The following is a 16,701-nucleotide window of genomic DNA, read 5'->3' as shown; positions in this document are numbered from 1 at the left end:
AGCACCCGCAAAAGCGTCTATGCGCGCGCCATAGACTGATTCTTACGGACCCGTCCACCATGGCACTAACCTCCCTCCCCGTTCTTTCGCTGGCCGATGACAAGGCCAGCTTTTCGCAGGCAATCGGCGAAAGTTTTCGCACCTTCGGATTCGCGCTGGTCAAGGATTTCGACATCGACCGCGGCCTGATCGATCAGGCCTGGCAGCTCTCGGAGCAGTTCTTCGCCCTGCCCGAAGCGGAAAAGCGCAGCTACCACGATCCGGCAATCGGCGGCGCGCGCGGCTACACGCCGTTCGGCGTTGAAATCGCCAAGGATGCCAAGCATCACGACCTCAAGGAATTCTGGCACATCGGCCGCGACTTGCCCGAAGGCAGCCCGCTGGCCGATGCATCGATGCCGCCCAACGTCTGGCCGGCGCGTCCCGACGGCTTTCAGGACGTCTTTTCGGAGCTTTACCGCCAGTTCGACGCGACCGGCGCGACGATCCTGTCGCGCATTGCGGTCTATCTCGGGCTTGACGAACACTGGTTCGATCGGGGAATCGAGGACGGCAATTCGGTGATGCGCCTGCTGCACTACCCGCCCCTCGAAAATGTCGAGGGCGAGGCGATCCGGGCCGGAGCGCATGGCGACATCAATCTGATCACCTTGCTGCTTGGTGCCGAAGAGGCCGGGCTAGAGTTACTGGGCAAGGACGGCAGCTGGATCAATGCGTCACCACCTGAAGGCGCCATGGTCATCAATGTCGGTGACATGCTGGAACGGCTGACCAACAATTACCTGCCCTCGACCATCCACCGCGTGCGTAATCCCGATGCCACGCGCGCCGCGTTCAGCCGCTATTCGATGCCGTTCTTCCTGCACCTGCGCAGCGATTTTCCAATCCGCACGTTGCCGCAATGCGTCTCGGCAGAATGCCCCGATCGCTATCCGGTTGCGATTACGGCGGACGATTTTCTGCAGCAACGGCTGCGCGAAATCGGGCTGAAAAAGTAGCGATAAGCAATAGCGCATCCCGCTCCAAAGCGGCCTTAACGCTAATTTCAGCAAACCTGTGCCATTGTGCTGTCTTGCGACAGGCAGGGGCAGAGAGCGCATGTCAATGATGGGGCCGCAGACTGGCGGACACCAAATCGATCGGACCGCAGAGCAGAGTAGCGCCAGCCGCGACCTGCTGACGCTCGGAACGGTCTTCGCCGCGTTGATGCTGTTCATCAGCACCGGTGGGACTGTGCTTTCGCGCACGATCGCTTCGATAACCGGGCATGGGCTGGGTCCGGACAACCTGCCCGCCACGGCCTTGCTGCTCAATATCGCGCTGATCGTCTTTGGCTGGCGTAGATACCGCGATCTGATGAGCGAAGTGCGTGAGCGCCGCGGTTCCGAGGCGCAGGCCCGGCTTCTGGCCGAGACTGATCCTCTGACCGGATGCCTCAACCGCCGTTCGATTGGCCCGGCCACCGATCAGCTGATTGCCGAGGCCGCGACGCGCGGCGAGGTGGTGGCCTTCCTGATGTTGGATCTCGACAACTTCAAGCAGGTGAACGATGTCCATGGCCATGCTGCGGGCGACAGACTGCTCAATGAATCAGCGCGGCGTATTGCAGCCGCCTTGCCGGGCGATGCCTTGCTGGCGCGTATCGGCGGCGATGAATTTGCCTGTGTCCTGCCTTTTGCGCCAGCGCGTCCCGATGTGGTTGACCGCCTAGCCGAGCAACTGATTGCCGCCGTTGCCGAGCCGGTCACCTTTGATGACCTCTCACTGGAGACCACGATTTCCGCCGGGGTGACCCGGAGCGACGCGAATGGCGGCAAGCAAAGCGCCCAGACCCTGATGCACATGGCCGATATCGCCATGTATCATGCCAAGAAGCACGGGCGGAATCGCCACTTCTGGTTCGAACCGGCAATGGAAAGCGAACTGCGCTTTCGCAGCGAGCTGGAAACCGGCATCCGCCGCGGGCTGCACCACGACGAGTTCGTGCCCTATTACGAAAAGCAGATCGACCTGGCGACGGGTGAGCTGGTCGGATTTGAAATGCTGGCGCGCTGGCACTCGCCAACGCTGGGCACGGTCAACCCCGATCTGTTCATCCCCATCGCCGAAGAAATCGGCGTGATCGCCCAACTCTCAGAAGGGTTGATTCGCAAGGCGCTGATCGATGCGCGTGCTTGGGCTCCCCGCCTGACCCTGTCGGTCAATATTTCGCCAGTGCAACTGCGCGATCCGTGGTTCGCGCAAAAGATCCTCAAGATCCTGGTCGAGGCCAATTTTCCGCCCAGCCGCTTCGAGATCGAAGTCACCGAAAGTTGCCTCCACGAAAATATCGGTCTGGTCCGCTCGCTGATTACCAGCCTGAAAAACCAAGGCATTCGCGTCAGCCTCGATGACTTCGGAACCGGCTATTCCTCGCTGTCGCAGCTGCGCTCGCTTCCGTTCGACCGGATCAAGATCGATCGCAGCTTCGTGACCTCGCTGCCCGGCAACAAGGAAAGCGCCACCATTGTCCAGTCGATTGCAGCACTGGGCGAAGGCCTTGGCCTGCCGATCACAGTTGAAGGGGTCGAGAACGAAGCCGTACTGCGGGAGTTGGAGCAATTCGGCAAATTCAAGGTTCAGGGCTATCTTTACGGCCATCCCGAGCCGGGCGATCGGACGGCTGCCGAATTGGGCCAGCTCAACCTGCTCCTCGAACCGCAGGTGCCCACGACCAGCGTTGTTTCAGGCAAGCGCAAGGCCGCTGGCTGAGCCGCTGAGACTGGACGCCGCGCGCGCCGCAGCCTAGAGCGCGGCCATGCGGATCGCCTTCACCAAGATGCACGGCCTGGGCAACGATTTCGTTGTGCTCGACGCGCGCGCAGCGCCGCTTCCGGCGATTACCCGCGGCTTTGCCCAAGCTCTTGCCGACCGCCGCACAGGTATCGGCTGCGATCAGTTGATCGTGCTGGAAGACGCGCAAGTCGCTGACTTTCGCATGCGCATTTTTAACGCCGACGGGGGCGAGGTCGAATCCTGCGGCAATGCCTCGCGCGCGGTTGCCTTGCTGCACGGCAAGCCGGCGCGGATTGAAACCGCTGGTGGCATGATCGAAGCGCTCCCTACCGACGCCGGGATCGCCATCGACATGGGCGAGCCGCGCTTTGAATGGAACCAGATTCCCTTGGCCTATGCCATGGATACCCTGTCCATGCCGGTCGCCTGGGAACTGCTCGACCAGCCCACGGCGGTTAACGTCGGCAATCCGCACGTGATCTTCTTCGTCGAAGATTGCGACCGGGTCGAACTCGATCGGCTGGGTCCGGAAATCGAGCATGACCCGCTGTTCCCCGAGCGCGTCAACGTCAACGTCGCCACTGTCACGGGCCGCGATGCAATCCGTCTGCGCGTCTGGGAACGCGGTGTCGGCCTGACCCGCGCTTGCGGCACCGGCGCCTGCGCGACCGCGATCGGCGCGATGCGGCGCGGCCTGGTTGACCGAGCGGTGACAGTAACCCTGCCTGGCGGGCCCCTGCGGATCGAATGGAACCGCGCGGGCCGCATCATCATGACCGGCCCTGCTGCCGAAAGCTTTCGCGGGACTTTCGACGCCCGCGACTTCGGGGGCTGAGGCGTGGCCGAAGTGGTGTCACTGGGCTGCCGGCTCAACCTGTCGGAAAGCGAAAGCCTGCGGGCCATGCTTTCGGGCAACGATGACCTTGTCGTGGTCAACAGCTGCGCCGTCACCGCCGAAGCGGTACGCCAAACCCGCCAGGCGGTCCGCCGCCTGCGCCGTGACCGGCCGCAAGCACGGTTGATCGTCACCGGCTGCGCCGCCGAAGTGGAGCGCGGCAGCATTTCCGCGATGTCCGAGGTCGACGGGCTTGTCGCCAACGCGGCCAAGCTCGATCCGCGCGCCTGGAACGTCGCAACGCCGCCTCCCGTTCTCACCCAAGAGCGCCACACCCGCGCCTTCGTCGCGATCCAGAACGGCTGCGATCACGCCTGCACATTCTGCGTCATTCCCCAGGGACGGGGCCCGTCGCGTTCGCTGACCATTGCCGAAATCATCGTTCTGGTGGCGCGCCATGTCGAAGCCGGGGTGCAGGAAATGGTGCTGACCGGCGTCGACCTGACCAGCTGGGGAACCGACTTGCCGGGCGGACCGCGCCTGGGTGATGCGGTCGCGGCGATTCTGGCAACGTTTCCCGACCTGCGCCGGCTGCGCCTGTCCTCCCTCGACGGGATCGAGATCGACCCACTGTTGTTCGAGCTGATCGCCAGCGACTGCAGGGTCATGCCACATGTCCATTTGTCGTTGCAACACGGGCATGACCTGATTCTGAAGCGAATGAAGCGCCGACACCTGCGGCGGGATGCCGTGGAGCTTGTCGCCGCCCTGCGTGCCCGGCGCCGGGATCTGGCGATTGGGGCCGATCTGATCGCCGGCTTCCCGACCGAGGATGAAGCGGCCCACCGGGCCAATCTTTCGATCATTGCCGAACTGGACGTGGTCCATGGTCACGTCTTTCCCTATTCGCCGCGCCCCGGCACCCCGGCAGCGCGAATGCCGCAGATCGATCCGCAAACGATCCGCCAACGCGCGGCAGACCTGCGCGCAGCCGTGGCGCAAGCGCGCAGCGCGTGGCTGGCATCGCTGCTCGGCCAGCCGCTCGAAGTGCTTGCCGAACGCGACGGGACCGGCCATGCGCAAAACTTCGCCCGGGTGCAGTTGCCCCCCGCCACACCTGCCGGAAGCATCGTGACCGTTACCCCCACCCGTATCATCGAAGGCCTTCTGGCATGAGTGAGGAAACCTGGTCGGACCGCGTCTTTGGCGGCCTTCGCAAGACGTCCGAGCGGCTGAGCGAAAACCTGTCCGGGATCGTCAGCAAGACCCGGCTTGATGAAGGCCAGCTCGACGATCTTGAAGATGCGCTGATCCTGTCCGACCTGGGACCGCGCGCCGCGGCGCGGATCCGCAACCGGCTGGCGTCGGAGCGCTTCGAACGCGGCGCGGACGAACTTGCGATCAAGGAGGCTGTCGCTTCCGAAATCGCTGCAATCCTGCGCCCGGTGGCCAAACCGATCGACGTGGTCGCCTTCCCGCGCCCGCAAGTGATCCTGGTGATCGGGGTCAACGGATCGGGCAAGACCACGACCATCGCCAAACTGGCGCACCTGTTCCAGGAACAGGACTATTCGGTGATGCTGGCGGCGGGTGACACGTTCCGCGCCGCCGCGATCGACCAGCTGGGCATCTGGGCCGAGCGGATCGGCGTGCCGATCGTGTTCGGCGACGAAGGCGGCGATCCCGCCAGCGTGGTGTTCGATGCGGTCCAGGCTGCGACCGAGGAAGGCACCGACGCGCTGATCGTCGATACCGCCGGACGACTGCAGAACAAGCGCGAACTGATGGACGAACTGGCCAAGATTCGCCGCGTGCTTGGCCGCCTCAACCCCGAAGCGCCGCACGATGTGGTGCTGGTGCTCGATGCCACCAATGGACAGAATGCGCTGCAGCAGATCGAGATATTCAAGGAGGTTGCCGGGGTCACCGGGCTGATCATGACCAAGCTGGACGGCACTGCGCGCGGCGGGGTGCTGGTCGCCGCGGCCGAGCAGTACGGCCTGCCGATCCATGCCATCGGCGTGGGCGAAAAGATGGAAGACCTGCGCCCGTTCGATCCCGATCTGGTGGCGCGCGTGATTGCCGGAGTGGTGTGATGAACGATGTTGTCCGACCCGTACCGGGCAAACCCAAAACGGGCTGGCTCAACCTTGTCGTCGATTACGGCCCGATCGTGGTCTTTTTCCTGACCTATCGGTTCTATTCTCCCAAGGATCATAACAGCCTGGCCGAAGTGGCCACGGTCATCCGCGCAACCGCAGCCTTCATGGCCGCGGCGGTATTGGCGCTGATCGTATCGAAGTGGAAACTCGGCCGGATTTCCCCGATGCTGTGGCTGTCGACCGCGATGATCGTGGTGTTCGGCGGGTTGACAATCGTCTTCCAGAACGCCGCCTTCATCCAGATCAAACCGACGCTGATCTACTTGCTGTGCGGGCTGGCGCTGCTGATCGGGGCGTGGCGCGGCAAGGCGCTGCTCAAGGTATTGCTCGACGCCGCGTTCGAAGGTCTGGACGATGCCGGTTGGCTCAAGCTGTCGTGGCGCTGGGGCGTGTTCTTCCTGGTCCTCGCCGCCCTGAATGAGGTGCTGCGCCATTTCTACAACCAGGCCAACGGCAATCTGGAAACGTGGATCGGCATGAAGCTGTGGCTGTTCCTGCCGCTGACCTTCCTGTTTACCTTCACCCAGATCCCGATGTTGCTGCGCCACGGCCTGGCCCAGGAAGCGGAAAAGGACGTGCTCAGCGATCCGCCGCACGAATGAGCACAAGTCGGCAAAAGGGTGTGACAAACGGCGACGTTTGCGGGTAAGCTGGTTGCGCTGCCCGGACGCGGGTAAGGGTCGGAATTGAACGCTTCGAACAAGACAAGGGGGAAGCAATGGGCAAGTTTTTCGGTAATCTGCATCTGGTTCTGGCGACCGGCGTGGTCGCGGCCATCCTGGTGATGTGGCACTTCGGTGCGTCGGCACCAGTCGATGCTAATTCGGTGCTGCGCTGGCTGCACGTGTTCTTCGGCATCGTGTGGATCGGCCTGCTCTATTACCTCAACTTCGTCCAGGTGCCGACAATGCCGGCAATCCCGGCCGAGCTGAAGGGCGGCGTCACCGGCTATATCGCCCCCAAGGTGCTGTTCTTCTTCCGCTATGGCGCTCTGCTGACGGTGCTGACCGGGCTCGCGATTGCCTTCGTCAACGGTTACGGCCACCAAGCGATGACCTTTAGCGGTGAAGGCAACGTCAACCTGATCGGGCTGGGCATGTGGCTGGCGCTGATCATGGCCTTCAACGTGTGGTTCATCATCTGGCCCGCCCAGAAGAAGATCCTCGGCATCGTCGAGGCGAGCGCCGAAGAAAAGGCCGCCGCGGCGCCGCGCGCCCTGTACGCCAGCCGCACCAACGTGCTGCTGTCACTGCCGATGCTCTATGCGATGGCCAGCGCCAACCTGGGCTGAATCATCCTGCAAATGCAAAAGGCGCGGTGCCCGTAGCGGGCGCCGCGCTTTTCTTTTGGCGGCGCACTGACTAACCCCGACGCATGACTGCACAGATCGAACCATTCCAGACCATCGCGATCAGCTTGCTGGCGCACCGATTAAAGGCCGAGGGCAGCTCGGTGATCCACATGGAATTCGGCCAGCCGTCCACCGGAGCGCCCAGCGCCGCGATAGCGCGGGCCCATATGGTTCTGGACAGCGATGCGATGGGCTATTGGCAAAGCCCTGACCTAAAGGAACGGATCTGCCGCCACTACGCCGAAAGCTATTGCGTTTCGGTAAGCCCTGAACAACTGGTGCTGACTTGCGGCGCTTCGCCGGCGCTGGTCCTGGCATTATCGGTGCTGTTCGATCCCGGTGCGCGGGTCGCCGTCGCCCGGCCGGGCTATGTCGCCTATCGCAACACGCTGAAGACGCTGCACATGGAACCGGTCGAGATCCAGTGCGGCGCAGCGGAATATTTCCAGCTGACCGCGGAGGCTCTGGCCGCGATCGATCCCGCCCCCGACGGGGTGATCCTGGCCAGCCCGGCCAACCCGACCGGCACGATCATCCCGCGTAGCGAACTGGCCGCGATTGCCGCGCTGTGCCGCGCGCGCGGCATCGCGATCATTTCGGACGAGATCTATCACGGCATTGCCTATGGCCACGAAACGCCTTCGATCCTTGAGGTCGAGCCCGATGCCATGGTGATCAACAGTTTCTCGAAATATTTCAGCATGGCCGGTTGGCGGCTCGGCTGGTTGGTCGCGCCGAAGGGCAAAGCCGGCGCGGCGATCGCGCGGATGAGCAACCTGTTCCTCACCCCGCCCAGCCTGTCGCAGCATGCTGGGCTGGTCGCAATGGACAGCCGCGCCGAACTGGACGCGAATGTCGCGACCTATACCCGCAATCGCGAATTGCTGCTGGCGGCGCTGCCTGGCTTGGGTCTGGCCAAATTCGCGCCGCCCGATGGGGCCTTCTACATCTATGCCGATGTGTCCGAATATACCGACGACAGCATGGCCTTCTGCACCGCACTGCTCGAAGCAACCGGCGTGGCCACGGCATCAGGCGTCGATTTTGATCCAGTCGAAGGCCACCATTACATCCGGGTCAGCTTTGCCATCTCAACCGAGGAGACAGAAGAGGCGATCCGCCGTATCGGCGCTTGGCTGGCGACGCAAAAGCGCGAAGCCTAGATCTCGACCTGGCTGCCGAGTTCGACCACACGGTTGGTCGGTAGGCGGAAAAACTCCATCGCGCTGGCGGCGTTGCGCAGCATCCACGCAAACAGCTTTTCGCGCCAGATCGCCATGCCCGGCTTGGATGAGGCGATCAGCGTCTGGCGGCTGAGGAAGAAACTGGTCTTCATCATCTCGAATGGACCGCCGCACATGTTGGCCGCAGTCAGCGCGGCCGGGACGTCGGTCTCCTCCAGGAAGCCGAAGCGCAGGGTCAGGCGCCAGAAGCCCTGCCCCAGGTCCTTCATCGTGCACCGCTCCCCCGGATCGACGAAGGGCACATCCTGAATCGCCACGGTCAGGATCACCACGCGCTCGTGCAGCACCTTGTTGTGCTTGATGTTGTGGAGCAGCGCAGAAGGGACGCCCTTGCTGCTGCTGGCCATGAAGATCGCCGTGCCGGGCACACGCGTGGCGCTGGAATGCGCGCTCTTGGAAAACACCTCCATCGGAATGGTGCCTTCGGTCATCGACTGGCGCATCAACTGGCGTCCGCGCGACCAGGTGGTGAGGAAGGTGAAAATAATCAGACCCATGGCCAACGGCACCCAGCCGCCATCGGGGATCTTGGTAAAGTTTGCCGCCAGATAGGCCGCATCCAGTGCAAAGAACAGGACCAGCAGCGGAACCGAGAACCACGGCTTCCACTTCCACATAGTGAACAGCACCACCGCCAGCAGGACGTTGTCGATCGCCATCGCCCCGGTGACGGCGATGCCGTAGGCTGCGGTCAGGTTGGACGATTTCTGGAACATCAACACCAGCAGGATCACCGCAACCATCAGCGCCGTATTGATCACCGGGATATAGATCTGCCCGGCGTTGACGCTGGTATACTTGATCGACATGCGCGGAATGAAGCCCAGCTGGATTGCTTGCTGGGTTACCGAAAAGGCGCCGGTGATCACGGCCTGGCTGGCAATCACCGCGGCCATGCTGGCAATGATCAGCAGCGGCCACTGGAACCAGTCGGGCGCCAGGAAATAGAACGGGCTTTCCAGCGCCGCCGGGTTGCGTGACAGCAGCGCTGCCTGGCCCAGGTAGTTGCAGACCAGCGCCGGCAACACGATCGCCAGCCACGAAACGCGGATCGGATTGCGGCCGAAGTGGCCCATATCGGCGTAGAGCGCTTCGGCCCCGGTTACGGCCAGCACGGCCGAACCCATGGCCAGGAACCCGCGAAACGGATCGGCCAGGAACATCTGGGCGGCGTGATGCGGGCTAAGCGCCCAGATAACCTCGGGCGATTGCGCAACCGACAGCAGACCCAGCGTGGCAATGACCGCAAAATAGGCCAGCATCACCGGGCCGAACAGCCGCGCCACCTTGGCCGTACCGCGGCTCTGGATCATGAACAGGAAGACCAGAATGCCGACCACCATCGGCACGACAAGGTGGGTCAGTTCGGGCTTGTAGACCGCGACACCCTCGATCGCGCCAAGCACCGAAACGGCCGGAGTGATCATCGAATCGCCATAGAACAGGGCGGTCGCGAAGACGCCCAGCAAGATGATCCCCGATGACCAGCGCTTGCCCGGGCTGTTCTGGTTGATCAGCGCCAGCAGGGCCAGGCTGCCGCCCTCTCCCTTGTTGTCGGCGCGCATGATTACCGAGACATATTTGACCGTCACGATAATCATCATCGACCAGAACATCAGGCTGATGATCCCGAACAGGTGCAGCTGATCGAGCGGCAGGCGGTGGTGCCCGGCAAACGTATCACGCATGGCGTAGAGCGGGCTGGTGCCAATGTCGCCGAACACCACGCCGATCGCCCCGATCGCCATCGGCACCAGCGAACCGTTGTGATGGCCGTGCCCGCCAAGGCCGCCAGCGACCTCCGCCGGCTCGCTGACGACGGCCTCTGCGACAACCTCTTTGCTCATTGACTGTCGCCCTTACTCGGAAGCCTGCCGCAGCATTCCCCTAAGGGAGCGGAATCCGGCTTGCGATTAGCAGTTTGGATGAGGCCCGGCAATGGATCAGCGCGCCTGATCTGTGCGGCTCTGTGCGGCGATGTAGTCGTCCAGCCGGGCCAGACGCTGCTCCAGATCGGCGCGCCACGGCGCGCCCTTGGGCGCGCGGGCAAGCAGCGCCGCCCAGGCATCGCGGCCTTCGTCCAGCTTGCCATTGGTCGCCAGTGCCAGGCCCAGGAAAAAGGCTGGGCCAGGATGCGCCGGATCGGCCTTGGCGGCGCGGTCATAGGCATACTGCGCCGCGGGGGTCAGCGTTCCGTCAGCATGGGCGACGAGATCGTTGGCCATGGCCAGCCAGGCATCGGCATTGCCGGGATCCTTGCGCACCGCGCCCAGCAGCACCCCGGCTGCGTCACTGTAGCTGCCGTTGCGGGCCAGGGCATCGGCGATGATCGCCCAGCTGTTGGGCTGGTTCTCACCCTGTGCCGACAGCTGTTTGCGCGCTTCGACCAGTGCTGCGCCTGCAGGCCGCGAAACCTCGGCGGCGGCCTTGGGCGCGCCGGACTGCGCCGGTCGGCCTTGCCAGGCAAAGCCTGCGGCGCCGAACATCAGGGCCGCGCCAACCGCTTCCCAGCCGGAGCGCGGAACCTTGAACGCAAAGACAATTGCCGCAAAGGTCAGCCCGGCCAGCGCCAGAACCGCAACCCAGGTCATGACACGTCCTTTCCGGCAAACCGCCTGCGCAGCAGCAGCCCAGCAATCAGCAGCAACATAACCGGCGCGGCGAAGAGCGGCCAGGTCAGCGCATCGATCTGCGGCTTGTAGCTGACATAGTCACCATAGCGTTCCACCAGCCAGGCACGAATTGCTTCGGGATCCTCGCCCTGCGCGATCCGTAGCCGCACCTGGTTGCGCATGTCCCCCGCAATGGGTGCATCCGAATCGGCAATCGACTGGCCCTGGCACTGCAGGCAGCGCAGCGTTTCCATCAGCGCCTTGGCCCGCGCCTCGGCAGTGGGATCGGCCAGTTGGCGATAGGCATAGGGAGCCGGGGGCAATTTGTCCTGAGCGGCGGCAGGCAGGGCCAGGATCAATGCCAGGACTGCAAGCATGAAGCGGATCACCGGTCCGCCTCCCGGAGTTTCGCCAAGATCATCGGCACCTGATCGGCGCGGATATCGCCGATGTGCTGATAGCGGATTACGCCTTTGGCATCGATCACGAAGCTTTCGGGGACACCCGATGAACCGATGGCAAATTGCACCGCGCTGACATCGTCGGCACCGATCCGGGCATAGGGATTGCCGTTGCGAGCAAGGAAGCGCTGCAGATCGGCGGTCTTGTCGCGGATGGCCACACCGTTGACCTCTACCCCGGCGCGGCGAAGCGCTTCCAGCTGCGGTGCTTCCGCCGCGCAAGGCACGCACCAGCTGGCAAAGACGTTGAGCAGCCGCGGTTTCCCGCCTTGAAAGTCGCTGGTGGACAGCGCTGGCCGCTCGGGCACCGCTTGCTTCAGCGCAAATGCCGGGAGCGGCTTGCCGATCAGCGCGCTTTTGACTTCCCGACTGGCCGGACGAAACAGTCCGATCATGACCAGCGCGACAAAGCCTGCAAACAGCGTCAAGGGCAGCCACAGCGCCCAGCGCGGTGCCTTGGCCGGGACAGAACCTGTCGTGTTCATCGGCCCTGCCTCTGGCGGCGGTAGGCAATCTTGCCGGTGGCGATCAGACGCCGCAGATCGCTGGCGACACGCCCGATCAGCGCCAGCACACCGCCCAGCGCGATTAGCACGCCGCCCAGCCATATCAGCGTCACGAACGGTTTCCACCACAGGCGCAGCTGCCAGCGGCCATCCTCGGCCTGCTCACCCAGCACGGCGTATAGCTGCCCGTTCCAGCGCGTCAGCAGGGCGGATTCGTTGGTCTGCTGCGGCGGTGACCAGAAGCTGCGCGATTGCGGGCGCAGCACCGTCGGCGCGCCTTTGCCATAAGAGGCTGCCAGTGCCCCCTCAAGCGCGGTCCAGTTCGGCCCGGCCACGGGCTCGATCGCGCGCAGGGTCACTTGCCACGGCCCGACTTGCGTCGCTTCACCCAGCTTGACAGCAACAAGTCGTTCCTGGGTGAAGGCGCTGTCCGCAGCCATCCCGAACAGCGCAACCCCTACGCCGAAATGCGCCAGCACCATGCCCCACAGCGGCAGCGTGACCGTGCGCAGGCGGCGCCCCTGCAGCGGCAGCAAGGTCGCCACCACCAGACCTGCGGCCAAGGTCATGCCCAATGCAGGCAGCACGCCGGTGCCGCGCGTGACCATGAACAGCAGCGCACCAAGAGCGGCCAGCAGCGGCAGGATAAGCCGTTTGCCGACACGGCTGAAGGCATCGCGCCGCCAGCGCAGCAGCGGGCCGATCGCCAGAACCACAAGCATCGGCAGCAGAAATACGGCCGTCATCGGATTGAAATAAGGCGGTCCGACCGAGACCTTGCTACCCAGCGCCTCGGCCAACAGCGGGTACAGCGTCCCGATCAGAACTATGCCCAGGATCGCGGTCAGCATCACATTGTTGAACACCAGCGCGCCTTCGCGGCTGGTCACGGTAAAGCGCTGCCCCTCGGTCACGGTGGCCGCGCGCAAAGCGAACAGCAGCAAGGCTCCGCCGATATAGATCGCCAGCAGGGCCAGGATGAAAGAACCGCGGGTCGGATCGACGGCAAAGGCATGGACACTGGTCAATATGCCCGAGCGGACCAGGAACGTGCCGACCATCGACATCGAGAAGGCGACCACCCCGAGCATGATGGTCCAGGCCCGCAGCGCATTGCGCGAAGCGAGCACGCTGACCGAATGGAGCAGCGCAGTCGCCGCCAGCCAGGGCATCAGGCTGGCATTCTCGACCGGGTCCCAGAACCACCAGCCGCCCCAGCCCAGCTCGTAATAGGCCCAATAGGAACCAGCGGTGATCCCCAGGGTCAGAAAAATCCATGCCCCCATCACCCACGGCCGCATCGCCCGGGCGAAAGCGGGTGAAACCTCGCGCGTCAGCAGCGCCCCGACAGCGAAGCTGAAAGCAATCGAAAGCCCGACATAGCCGATGTACAGCGTGGGCGGATGGAATGCGAGGCCGGGGTCCTGTAACAGCGGATTGAGCCCCTGGCCCTCTGGCGCAGCCGGATCGAGCCGCTCGAACGGGTTCGAGGCGATCAGCAGGAAGGCATAGAAGCCCAGGCTGACGAAAGCTTGCGCAGCCAGGGTGGCCAGCATGGTCCGCTCTGGCAAGCGCCGCTCAACCAGCGCGACGAAGCCACCCGCCAGGCCCATGACGGTCACCCACAGCAGCATCGAACCTTCGTGGTTGCCCCAGGCTCCGGCGAACTTGTAGAGGAACGGCTTGGCCGAATGCGAGTTCATCGCCACCAGTTTGACCGACAGGTCGGTCTGGCAGAACACAACGATCAACGCGGCAAAGGATATGGCGGCCAACGCGCCCTGGACGACTGCAACCGGGCGAACCAACACGGCCAGCCCGGGAATGTCGCGGCGCAAGGTCAGCCCGCCGGCCAGCAATTGCAGCACGGCAAGGGCTGCGGCGAACCACAGCGCGGCAAGGCCAAGGTTGGCGATCACCGGGTTTCCTGCACGGTCTTGCGCGCTTGCGCCGCGGTCATGTCCTTCATTTCGCGAGGCACGTATTTCTCGTCGTGCTTGGCCAGCAGGTTGTCGGCAACGAAGGTCCCGTCAGGCCCGATCCGTCCTTCGGCGACCACCCCCGATCCTTCCTTAAACAGATCGGGGACAATGCCCTTGAACCGCACCGGAACGCGCGCCGTGCCGTCACCGACAATGAAACTGAGCGTGACGCCATCGGCCGCGGTCTTGAGTGACCCGGCTTCGACCATCCCGCCCAACCGCACCGCGCGGCCTGCCTCGGGCGGATTGCTGGCCATCTGCGCCGGGAGGTAGAAATAGCTCGCCTGGTTGCGCAGCGCCCAGGCGGCGAGCAGGCCGGCTCCGATCAGCGCGGCGAGCGCGATCAGCACCAGAACCAGTCGCTGATGCTTGGCCTTGATCGCCGTGCTCATCGTTCACGGCTCCGGTCGCGCCGGGCTTCGGCGCGTGTCATCGCAAGCCACGACCACCCGGCCAGCACCGCCGTCACCGTGATGCCGACGGCATAGGCGGCAATGACGAAGGTCCAGTGGTCCAGCCCCTCACGCATCGACCGCCTCCATCGCGCGGCGGCGCAGTCGCGCCTCGGCCTGTTGATCGGCCAGAATCGCCCGCATCCGCGCCAGCACGACCCCGCCGAAGATCAGCGAAAAGCCGACTGTCGCCGCCAGCAGACCAAGCAGGAAGGGCGCTGCCATCTCTGATTTGCCCATAGCGATCGACGGCGGCTGATGCAGGCTGTTCCACCACAGCACGGAAAAATGGATGATCGGAATGTTGACCGCACCGACCAGGCCGAAGATCGCCGGAATGCGCGATTGCCCCTGCCCGTCGCGCGTCGCCGCATCGGCGAGGGCGATATAAGCCAGGTAAAGGAACAGCAGCACGAGCATCGAGGTCAGGCGTCCGTCCCAGACCCACCAGGTGCCCCAGGCGGGGCGCCCCCAAAGCGATCCGGTCACCAGACACAGCGCCGCAAAAACCGCGCCAGGCAAAGCCACTGCGCGCGCGGCTATTCCGGCCAGCGGGTGGCGCCAGACCAGCTCGGTCAGGCTGGCCACGGCAATCGCGCTCCACCCGCCCATGCCAAGCCATGCCGCAGGCACGTGAATGAACAGAATGCGGACAGAATCGCCCTGCAGAGCCTCGGCCGGCGCGCCAAACAGGCCCCATGCCAGCGAGAGCCCGGCAATCACCAGACCGCCCACCAGCAAGGGTGCGGTCAGCAACCGGGCGAGGCGCAAAAAACGGGCGGGATTGGCGTAGCCGTGCATGGGTGCGGTCAGTCGAACTCCCCCGCCCTTTGGCACTGCCGCGCTGCTCGGGCAAGGCAATTGCGCAGCCCGCCTGACGCCTTGCTGACAGCTTGACTAGCGGCCGATCAGCCGCTGCGCCATGGTATCGGCAACCTCGTCGCTGGAGCGGCCCGTTCGCGCGCTTTCCTGCCAGATCGTGCGGAGGCGGCCAGGGATCTGCTCGATCCGTTCGCGCACATCGGCCAACGAACTGGGTTTGCCCTGCTCGCGCGCCAGGTATTCCAGCGCCACGGCGATAATTCCGCCCGCGTTGATGACATAGTCGGGGGCATAGAGAATGCCCCGTCCGGCCAGCATCGCGCCATGCTCGGGCCGGGCAAGCTGGTTGTTGGCGCCACCCGCGACGATTGGCGCCTGCAACCGCGCGATGCCTTCATCGTTCAGGACCGCGCCCAGGGCATTGGGGCTGAAGACGTCGCAAGCCGTGTCCATGATCGTTTCAGCCGGAACGTGCCGCGCGCCAAGTTCGGCGGCCAGCGCCGCGGCACGATCGGCATTGACGTCGGCCAGGGTCAGCCGCGCACCGTCAGCGGCAAGCTGGCGGGCAAGACCGCCGCCGACGCTGCCCGTGCCCTGGACTGCGACGTGGACCCCAGCCATGGAATCCTTGCCCAGCTTTTCCTTGACGGCGGCCTTCACGCCCAGAAAGATGCCATAGGCGGTGAAGGGGCCCGGATCGCCTCCGGCGCTGCCCTCACCCGCAACCGGCAGTCCGGTAACGTGGCGGGTGCGCTGCGACACCGCGACCATATCGGCTTCGCTGATTCCGACATCTTCAGCAGTTACATAGCGCCCGCCAAGCGAGCCCACCGCATCGCCGAAAGCCGCAAGCATCGCAGCCGTCTTGGTGCCGTTGGCATCGGCCAGAATAACGGCCTTGCCGCCGCCCATCGGCAGGCCCGCCATCGCGTTCTTGTAGCTCATCCCGCGCGACAGGCGCAGCGCATCGCACATCGCCATGGCCGGGTCGACATAGTGCCAGAACCGGGTGCCGCCTGCGGCCGGTCCCAGATGGGTCGAATGCAGCGCGATGATCGCAGTCAGGCCACTGGCGCGGTCGCGCACGAAGTGGACCATTTCGTGATCGTCGAAATCGGGTTCTTCCCAGAAAGCAGGCACGCGCGTCTCCCGTTCGGGGCACGTCGTGCGGGGGGAAGCTGGGGCGATCGATGGGGTTCGAACCCACGACCTCCGGTACCACAAACCGGCGCTCTAACCAACTGAGCTACGATCGCCACACCCTCGCGCACGTGCCGAGACGCGGCGCCATAGGGGGCGTCAGCAGTGCCCGCAAGCGCTGTCCGACGCAGGCGCGGCCTCTTGCACAGAGGCATGCAAATGGGAAGCGAAAACTGCGCCCGCGTGTGCGACACGTAATATTGTTGCGCAGCTCGCGAGAGGCCGCGCGACGCCTTGCGAATCTCAACCGTCCGGATTCTTGCAGCGTTTGCTTAACCAACGCCTGCTAGCACTTAGGC

Annotated in this window: 17 protein-coding genes and 1 tRNA gene; 8 read left to right on the top strand and 10 right to left on the bottom strand. The window is 64.3% G+C overall.

Translation table 11 applies throughout. From position 1 onward, the window contains the following. Positions 1-59 precede the first annotated feature (59 nt). From ACFFF7_RS06440 to ACFFF7_RS06405, 8 genes are all read left to right on the top strand, one after another. Positions 60-998: an isopenicillin N synthase family dioxygenase gene (locus ACFFF7_RS06440; RefSeq protein WP_379480554.1), complete on the top strand. Its 939-nt coding sequence runs from the start codon at positions 60-62 to the stop codon at positions 996-998. 109 nt (positions 999-1,107) lie between these two features. Next, complete coding sequence (locus ACFFF7_RS06435) at positions 1,108-2,751, top strand: putative bifunctional diguanylate cyclase/phosphodiesterase (RefSeq protein ID WP_379480553.1); 1,644 nt, start codon at positions 1,108-1,110, stop codon at positions 2,749-2,751. Between the two features lie 46 nt (positions 2,752-2,797). Next, entirely contained in the window at positions 2,798-3,610 is an 813-nt protein-coding gene (dapF, locus tag ACFFF7_RS06430; protein WP_379480552.1) for a diaminopimelate epimerase, read from the top strand. A gap of 66 nt (positions 3,611-3,676) precedes the next feature. Further along, a complete protein-coding gene (locus ACFFF7_RS06425) occupies positions 3,677-4,786 on the top strand; it encodes a MiaB/RimO family radical SAM methylthiotransferase (RefSeq protein WP_379480932.1) in 1,110 nt (369 codons plus the stop codon). Beyond that, positions 4,783-5,706 (top strand): signal recognition particle-docking protein FtsY, encoded by a 924-nt coding sequence (gene ftsY, locus ACFFF7_RS06420; RefSeq protein WP_379480551.1) that lies wholly within the window; start codon positions 4,783-4,785, stop codon positions 5,704-5,706. Before ACFFF7_RS06425 ends, ftsY begins: the two co-directional genes overlap by 4 nt. After that, positions 5,706-6,374 (top strand): inner membrane-spanning protein YciB, encoded by a 669-nt coding sequence (locus ACFFF7_RS06415; RefSeq protein WP_379480550.1) that lies wholly within the window; start codon positions 5,706-5,708, stop codon positions 6,372-6,374. The genes ftsY and ACFFF7_RS06415 overlap by 1 nt, the downstream gene beginning before the upstream one ends. Before the next feature lie 116 nt (positions 6,375-6,490). Next, positions 6,491-7,063 (top strand): urate hydroxylase PuuD, encoded by a 573-nt coding sequence (locus ACFFF7_RS06410; protein ID WP_379480549.1) that lies wholly within the window; start codon positions 6,491-6,493, stop codon positions 7,061-7,063. 83 nt (positions 7,064-7,146) lie between these two features. Then, positions 7,147-8,286, top strand: coding sequence for a pyridoxal phosphate-dependent aminotransferase (locus tag ACFFF7_RS06405; RefSeq protein WP_379480548.1), 1,140 nt, complete (start codon positions 7,147-7,149; stop codon positions 8,284-8,286). Here the strand turns inward: ACFFF7_RS06405 and ACFFF7_RS06400 are convergent. From ACFFF7_RS06400 to ACFFF7_RS06355, 10 genes are all read right to left on the bottom strand, one after another. Further along, complete coding sequence (locus ACFFF7_RS06400) at positions 8,283-10,214, bottom strand: potassium transporter Kup (protein ID WP_379480547.1); 1,932 nt, start codon at positions 10,212-10,214, stop codon at positions 8,283-8,285. The two genes, ACFFF7_RS06405 and ACFFF7_RS06400, sit on opposite strands and share 4 nt — an antisense overlap. Before the next feature lie 96 nt (positions 10,215-10,310). Beyond that, the gene (locus ACFFF7_RS06395; protein ID WP_379480546.1) at positions 10,311-10,958 is read right to left on the bottom strand and encodes a tetratricopeptide repeat protein; all 648 of its coding nucleotides are present in this window, start codon (positions 10,956-10,958) and stop codon (positions 10,311-10,313) included. Then, positions 10,955-11,356: a cytochrome c-type biogenesis protein gene (locus tag ACFFF7_RS06390; protein ID WP_379480545.1), complete on the bottom strand. Its 402-nt coding sequence runs from the start codon at positions 11,354-11,356 to the stop codon at positions 10,955-10,957. The genes ACFFF7_RS06395 and ACFFF7_RS06390 overlap by 4 nt, the downstream gene beginning before the upstream one ends. Before the next feature lie 8 nt (positions 11,357-11,364). Further along, entirely contained in the window at positions 11,365-11,925 is a 561-nt protein-coding gene (locus ACFFF7_RS06385; protein WP_379480544.1) for a DsbE family thiol:disulfide interchange protein, read from the bottom strand. Next, positions 11,922-13,865: a heme lyase CcmF/NrfE family subunit gene (locus ACFFF7_RS06380; protein WP_379480543.1), complete on the bottom strand. Its 1,944-nt coding sequence runs from the start codon at positions 13,863-13,865 to the stop codon at positions 11,922-11,924. The genes ACFFF7_RS06385 and ACFFF7_RS06380 overlap by 4 nt, the downstream gene beginning before the upstream one ends. Next, a complete protein-coding gene (ccmE, locus tag ACFFF7_RS06375; RefSeq protein WP_379480542.1) occupies positions 13,862-14,320 on the bottom strand; it encodes a cytochrome c maturation protein CcmE in 459 nt (152 codons plus the stop codon). The genes ACFFF7_RS06380 and ccmE overlap by 4 nt, the downstream gene beginning before the upstream one ends. Continuing rightward, on the bottom strand, positions 14,317-14,457 hold the full coding sequence (locus ACFFF7_RS06370; protein WP_379480541.1) for a hypothetical protein: 141 nt from the start codon (positions 14,455-14,457) through the stop codon (positions 14,317-14,319). Before ACFFF7_RS06370 ends, ccmE begins: the two co-directional genes overlap by 4 nt. After that, the gene (gene ccmC / locus ACFFF7_RS06365) at positions 14,450-15,181 is read right to left on the bottom strand and encodes a heme ABC transporter permease CcmC (RefSeq protein ID WP_379480540.1); all 732 of its coding nucleotides are present in this window, start codon (positions 15,179-15,181) and stop codon (positions 14,450-14,452) included. The genes ACFFF7_RS06370 and ccmC overlap by 8 nt, the downstream gene beginning before the upstream one ends. Positions 15,182-15,277: 96 nt before the next feature. Continuing rightward, positions 15,278-16,342 carry a Glu/Leu/Phe/Val family dehydrogenase gene (locus tag ACFFF7_RS06360; RefSeq protein WP_379480539.1) on the bottom strand — a complete coding sequence of 355 codons (1,065 nt, stop codon included), beginning with the start codon at positions 16,340-16,342 and terminating at the stop codon, positions 15,278-15,280. 39 nt (positions 16,343-16,381) lie between these two features. Then, a tRNA-His gene (locus tag ACFFF7_RS06355) sits at positions 16,382-16,458 on the bottom strand. Positions 16,459-16,701 lie beyond the last annotated feature (243 nt).

The organism is Novosphingobium aquiterrae (assembly GCF_042434435.1).
In the GTDB taxonomy this organism is placed as follows: Bacteria; Pseudomonadota; Alphaproteobacteria; order Sphingomonadales; family Sphingomonadaceae; genus Novosphingobium; species Novosphingobium aquiterrae.
The sequence above is the reverse complement of the archived record's forward strand: the minus strand, read 5'-3'. Positions and strand labels throughout refer to the sequence as shown.

Coding starts and splice junctions, on each gene's coding strand:
- ACFFF7_RS06370 (WP_379480541.1), bottom strand. CDS start 14,457: ATGCGTGAGGGGCTGGACCACTGGACCTTCGTCATTGCCGCCTATGCC.
- ACFFF7_RS06400 (WP_379480547.1), bottom strand. CDS start 10,214: ATGAGCAAAGAGGTTGTCGCAGAGGCCGTCGTCAGCGAGCCGGCGGAG.
- ACFFF7_RS06435 (WP_379480553.1), top strand. CDS start 1,108: ATGGGGCCGCAGACTGGCGGACACCAAATCGATCGGACCGCAGAGCAG.
- ccmC (WP_379480540.1), bottom strand. CDS start 15,181: ATGCACGGCTACGCCAATCCCGCCCGTTTTTTGCGCCTCGCCCGGTTG.
- ACFFF7_RS06415 (WP_379480550.1), top strand. CDS start 5,706: ATGAACGATGTTGTCCGACCCGTACCGGGCAAACCCAAAACGGGCTGG.
- dapF (WP_379480552.1), top strand. CDS start 2,798: ATGCGGATCGCCTTCACCAAGATGCACGGCCTGGGCAACGATTTCGTT.
- ACFFF7_RS06425 (WP_379480932.1), top strand. CDS start 3,677: ATGCTTTCGGGCAACGATGACCTTGTCGTGGTCAACAGCTGCGCCGTC.
- ACFFF7_RS06385 (WP_379480544.1), bottom strand. CDS start 11,925: ATGAACACGACAGGTTCTGTCCCGGCCAAGGCACCGCGCTGGGCGCTG.
- ACFFF7_RS06395 (WP_379480546.1), bottom strand. CDS start 10,958: ATGACCTGGGTTGCGGTTCTGGCGCTGGCCGGGCTGACCTTTGCGGCA.
- ccmE (WP_379480542.1), bottom strand. CDS start 14,320: ATGAGCACGGCGATCAAGGCCAAGCATCAGCGACTGGTTCTGGTGCTG.
- ACFFF7_RS06390 (WP_379480545.1), bottom strand. CDS start 11,356: ATGCTTGCAGTCCTGGCATTGATCCTGGCCCTGCCTGCCGCCGCTCAG.
- ftsY (WP_379480551.1), top strand. CDS start 4,783: ATGAGTGAGGAAACCTGGTCGGACCGCGTCTTTGGCGGCCTTCGCAAG.
- ACFFF7_RS06440 (WP_379480554.1), top strand. CDS start 60: ATGGCACTAACCTCCCTCCCCGTTCTTTCGCTGGCCGATGACAAGGCC.
- ACFFF7_RS06410 (WP_379480549.1), top strand. CDS start 6,491: ATGGGCAAGTTTTTCGGTAATCTGCATCTGGTTCTGGCGACCGGCGTG.
- ACFFF7_RS06405 (WP_379480548.1), top strand. CDS start 7,147: ATGACTGCACAGATCGAACCATTCCAGACCATCGCGATCAGCTTGCTG.